The 4,838-nt window shown below is 37.0% G+C and carries 5 protein-coding genes; 1 reads left to right on the top strand and 4 read right to left on the bottom strand.

Annotated elements, in window-relative coordinates:
* The 3 genes from V7D82_RS13295 to V7D82_RS13285 form a co-directional block, all read right to left on the bottom strand.
* A partial coding sequence (locus V7D82_RS13295; protein ID WP_333601442.1) for a cbb3-type cytochrome c oxidase subunit I occupies window positions 1–546 on the bottom strand: 546 nt, incomplete at its 3' end.
* Window positions 547–548: 2 nt separating this feature from the next.
* Window positions 549–740: a cbb3-type cytochrome oxidase assembly protein CcoS gene (ccoS, locus tag V7D82_RS13290; protein WP_333601441.1), complete on the bottom strand. Its 192-nt coding sequence runs from the start codon at window positions 738–740 to the stop codon at window positions 549–551.
* Window positions 741–812: 72 nt separating this feature from the next.
* Window positions 813–3,182: a heavy metal translocating P-type ATPase gene (locus V7D82_RS13285; protein ID WP_333601440.1), complete on the bottom strand. Its 2,370-nt coding sequence runs from the start codon at window positions 3,180–3,182 to the stop codon at window positions 813–815.
* A gap of 110 nt (window positions 3,183–3,292) precedes the next feature.
* Between V7D82_RS13285 and V7D82_RS13280 the strand changes: the two genes are divergently transcribed.
* Window positions 3,293–3,973 carry a Crp/Fnr family transcriptional regulator gene (locus V7D82_RS13280; RefSeq protein ID WP_333601439.1) on the top strand — a complete coding sequence of 227 codons (681 nt, stop codon included), beginning with the start codon at window positions 3,293–3,295 and terminating at the stop codon, window positions 3,971–3,973.
* Between the two features lie 65 nt (window positions 3,974–4,038).
* Here the strand turns inward: V7D82_RS13280 and V7D82_RS13275 are convergent.
* A partial coding sequence (locus tag V7D82_RS13275; protein WP_333601438.1) for a T9SS sorting signal type C domain-containing protein occupies window positions 4,039–4,838 on the bottom strand: 800 nt, incomplete at its 5' end.

Here is a 4,838-nt window from a genome sequence, read left to right as displayed (position 1 = left end):
CGGAATTTCTAAACTATTGAAAATATGCAAAACGGCAACGGTAACAAATGTGGCGATGTAAAACCAAATGGCAACATACAAGTGACGCTCTCTTCTTTTTAAAATGGTTCCAATCATATTGATACCAAAAGTTACCCAAATCAAGGCAATGGCGATGTCTATAGGCCATTCTAATTCGGCGTATTCTTTGGAAGTGGTATAGCCTAACGGAAGCGTAATAGCTGCTGCCACGATAATCAATTGCCAGCCCCAAAAGTGAAGGTTGCTTAAAAAGTTGCTGTACATTCTTGCTTTAAGCAAACGTTGCAAAGAGTAATACACTCCGGCAAACATAGCGTTACCTACAAAGGCAAAAATAACAGCGTTGGTATGTAAAGGTCTCAATCGACCGAAACTTAAAAACGATACGCCGTCTGTTAAGTTCGGAAAAAGAAAAAATATGGCCAGTAACAGCCCTACTAACATTCCTACTAAGCCAAATACTATACTGGCGTAGAGAAACTTCTTTACAATTTTGTTGTCGTAATAAAATTGTTGCATTTCCATAATTAAATTGGTTTTTGTTCTTCTTTTGTTTTTGTTTTGGGTTCTGATTTTATCAATTCATCGTCAAAGAGCATTCGGACCGACGGGGTGTAGTCATCGTCATACTGACCCGTTTTTACGGCTCTCAGAAAAGCGTATAAAAACGCTATAGCTACGATAATACTGATGGATATTAATAAATAGATGACACTCATACCTCTAATTTGTGTAAGCAAAGTTACCGTTAGGCCTATTCTTAAAATATGACATTTATCATACTCTCTTTTTTATTTTCGGGCAAAATAATTACTCATGATAGTTACAAAACTGACTATGGTAATGGTACTCAGCGGCATAATGATGGCCGCTACTATTGGCAGTAAATTCCCGGTTACAGCAAAACTCAATCCCACTACATTATATAACAACGACAAGCCAAAACTCATGTAAATGGTTCGCATGGCGTTTTTGGAATAACCCAAAAAGAAGTCGATTTTTTTAAACTGAGTCGCATCCAAAATCCCGTCACAAGCCGGAGAAAAAACATTCACATTTTCGGAAATGGAAATCCCCACATTGCTTTGTGCCAAGGCTCCTGCATCGTTCAATCCATCGCCAACCATCAGGACATTTTTGCCTTGTTTTTGTAGGTTTTCGATAAAGGCTAATTTTTGTTCGGGTTTTTGGTTGAAAACCAACTCCGTATTTTCAGGTAATAATTGTTCCAAAGATTCCTTCTCCCCTTCATTATCCCCTGATAATACTTTAAGCTCATACTTCTGACTCAACTTGCTGAAAAGCTCTTCCAATCCGTCACGGTATTGATTGTCGAAAATAAATTTGCCGATATAAATTCCATCAATGCTAACATATACATTGGTTTGCTTTAACAGATTTTCATCTGTATCCCCAACAAAAGCAGCGGAACCTATTTTGATAGTTTTGCCATTGATAACGGCCTGAATTCCCTTTCCGGTAATTTCTTCAAAATGAAAAATAGTGGCTTTGGGAACTTCGGGTAAATAGTCATAAAGTCTTCTGCTCAAAGGATGATTCGAACCACGAAGCGCATTTTTCAATAAAGCTAACTCCGATTCTTCAAAAACTCCATCCTGAACAATAGCTGATTTTTTATGGGTAGTTATGGTTCCTGTTTTATCGAAAACTATGGTGTTTACTTTAGCTAATTGTTCAACAACAATGGCATTTTTAAGATATAGTTTTCGGTTCCCCATAATGCGCAATACATTGCCCAACGTGAATGGAGCGGTCAACGCCAAAGCACAAGGACAAGCCACAATCAGTATCGCGGTGAACACATTGAATGCCGTTGTTACATCGATAAAAACCCAATAGGCAAACGACGCAAAAGCCAGTAATAGCAAAGCCGGCGTAAAATAGCGACTGATTTTATCGGTAATGGATTTGTGTTTTTGATCGACTCTTTTCTGGAAAACATCATTGCTCCACAATTGTGTTAAATAACTTTGGGAGACCGAAAATAAGACTTCCATCTCAATGACTTTGCCCAATTGTTTGCCCCCGGCAAAGATTTTATCGCCTGATTTTTTTTCAATAGGAATTGCTTCTCCGGTCACAAAACTGTAATCGATAGCGGCACTTTCCGAAATCAAGATTCCGTCAACGGGAAGTAATTCCTGGTTTCGAATTAAAAGTCTGTCGCCTTTTTCAATGTCATAAACTTGCACCGAAACTTCTTTTCCATCGGGCAAAATCTTCGTAATGGCAATAGGGAAATAGGATTTGTAATCGCGTTCAAACGATAGAAAATCATAGGTTTTTTGCTGGAATAATTTTCCAAGCAACATAAAGAAAATCAAACCACACATGCTATCAAAAAAACCTTGGCCGTAATTGAAAACGATATCCACCGTACTTCGGATAAACATCACTACGATGCCTAAAGCAATTGGAATTTCGATATTCAGCATGCCTTGTTTGATGCTCTTCCAAGCGGCTACATAATAGCCGGAAGCGGAGTAAATAAATGTCGGTAGCGACAAAGCAAAAATCAGCCAGCGGAAAAAGCCACGGTATTGATCAATCCAAAATTCATTGACTTCAAAATATTCGGGAAACGACAGCAACATAATGTTACCAAAACAAAAAAATGCTACTCCAATTTTATAAATCAGCGTACGATCGACTTTCTTTTTGCCTTCGTCAAAATTTTCTAAGCTGATGTAAGGTTCGTAGCCAATGGAACAAAGCAGGGCTACAATTTCCTGCAGCGACGTTTTCTCGGGATGGAATGTGATTCGGACTTTCTTTTCGGGAAAATTTACCTGAGATGTGTTTATTCCTTGTTGAAGTTTTTGTAGATTTTCCAAAATCCAAATACACGAACTACAGTGTATATGCGGAATGTAGAGTGAAACAATATGCGTTGTATTCTCTTTGAATTCCAATAGTTTGTCGACAATACTTTCATTGGCTAAAAAATCATATTTCCCTTTAATGTCCTGCGGTGTAGCGCCCGGCGCTGCTTGAAAATCATAATAACAGGATAAATCGTTTTGGCTGAAAATTTCGTACACGGTTTTACAACCATTGCAACAAAAGTTTTTGGCATCAAAAAGAATCTCCTCTTTTTTTAGGATTTCGTTACCACAATGGAAACACTGTGATGTAGTCATAATTTGCTCATTTTTACCTGAGACAAAGGTTAGATTATGGCTAAAATTAAAATATGATATTTGTCATACATTGAATATATTTGTTGGCACAAAATTATCCTATTCATTTTATGAGCAAATGTGAACAATGTATCGTGCGCCAATTCAGTTCTCTCAAAGCATTGAGCAAAGAAGAACTGCTTAAAATGTCGGATTGTAAAACGTCATACACTATAAAAAAAGGAGAGCTCATTTTTGAAGAAGGAGAAGTCACCAATGGTATTTACTGCGTAAAAGATGGTGTTTGTAAACTTTCGAAACTGAGTTCTAATGGTAAGGACCAAATTGTAAAATTGGTAAAACCCGGCGAATTATTGGGGCAACGCTCTATGATTAGTGATGAACCGGCCAATTTGAGTGCTGTGGCTATGGAAGATATGGAAGTTTGTTTCATTCCGAAAACTGAGATTTTGCAATTCTTTAATCAGAATAATAATTTCTCGATGAGCGTAATGAAAACCATTTGTGGTGATTTGAAAGATGCCGATGACCACATGGTTTCATTGGCGCAAAAAAGTGTAAAAGAGCGTTTAGCCGCTACATTGATTTACTTAGAAGAATCCTTTGGAAAAGATGCCGATGGCTCACTAAAACTACAGCTTTCTCGTGAAGAACTAGCAGGTATGATTGGTACAGCTACTGAAAGCTGTATTCGTTTACTTTCCGAACTCAACAAAAGCAATCTTATTGAGTTAGTAGGCAAACGCATTAAAATTGTAGACAAAAATAAATTACGCCGCTTGGCGGATTAAAGTCTAAAAAAAACCACCTGCAAACAAAGTCTGAGGTGGTTGGATTGATAATGATAACAGGGTTGTTATTGTATCAATGTTTTCTTAGTGATGGTTTGACCATTATCAGTGGTAACTTTTACCAAAATCATTTGTGGTGCTATATTCAGCGTAGTTGTTTGCAATTCATGAGTATTTAAGTTGTTCTGGGTGAATAACAATTTACCCAAAATATCAAAAACTTCTACTTTAGTAATTGATGCTGCTGCGCATAATACTGTAAGTTCACGATTATTGGTAATCACTTTTATATCTTTATCAACCACTGTTGGAGTATCAATTCCTAAAGCAGTTGTAGTATAATGCAATTCAAATCTATTATTAAAAGTACCGCTTGTAGTTGTAAATGTAAAATTACCTGCTTTTAAATCATGGTAGATTCCAGTAAATTTATCTAACAGATAAACATCTTGTTCGTCAAATAAACCATCATAATTATCTAAGGTAATTGTTAGTTCACCATTAATGGTTGTGGTATAACCAACAGGAACAACATCTCTAGCATCGAAAGGCAAGGTTCTGCCTTGAATAGATAAATTATCAGTTCCTACCGTAGTGTATATAGATACCGGATTTCCGGCCGGTAAAGTCTTGCCATCATATAGCGAGTCAAAATCATTAGTAGCTCCCTGAACATAACCAACTAACATTTGATTGTAAGATCCTTGTGCACTACTCAAAGATAACCACACTCGGTGTCTTTCTAAACCTTCAGATACTGAAGTTGAGTTAGTGGAAGTATTGTTTTTGAAAAACTGACTGTTATTACTGGATACACGCATAGCATCTCTGAAAGTTGCTGAATAGCTACCATTTCCTAAAGATG

The sequence above is a fragment of the Flavobacterium sp. genome (assembly GCF_036741995.1).
Classification (GTDB): domain Bacteria; phylum Bacteroidota; class Bacteroidia; order Flavobacteriales; family Flavobacteriaceae; genus Flavobacterium.
This window is presented reverse-complemented; position numbering and strand designations above follow the sequence as displayed.

Bases quoted from the DNA above. Each gene is read 5' to 3' on its own strand.
- ccoS (WP_333601441.1), bottom strand. From the start codon at position 740: ATGAGTGTCATCTATTTATTAATATCCATCAGTATTATCGTAGCTATA.
- V7D82_RS13285 (WP_333601440.1), bottom strand. From the start codon at position 3,182: ATGACTACATCACAGTGTTTCCATTGTGGTAACGAAATCCTAAAAAAA.
- V7D82_RS13280 (WP_333601439.1), top strand. From the start codon at position 3,293: ATGAGCAAATGTGAACAATGTATCGTGCGCCAATTCAGTTCTCTCAAA.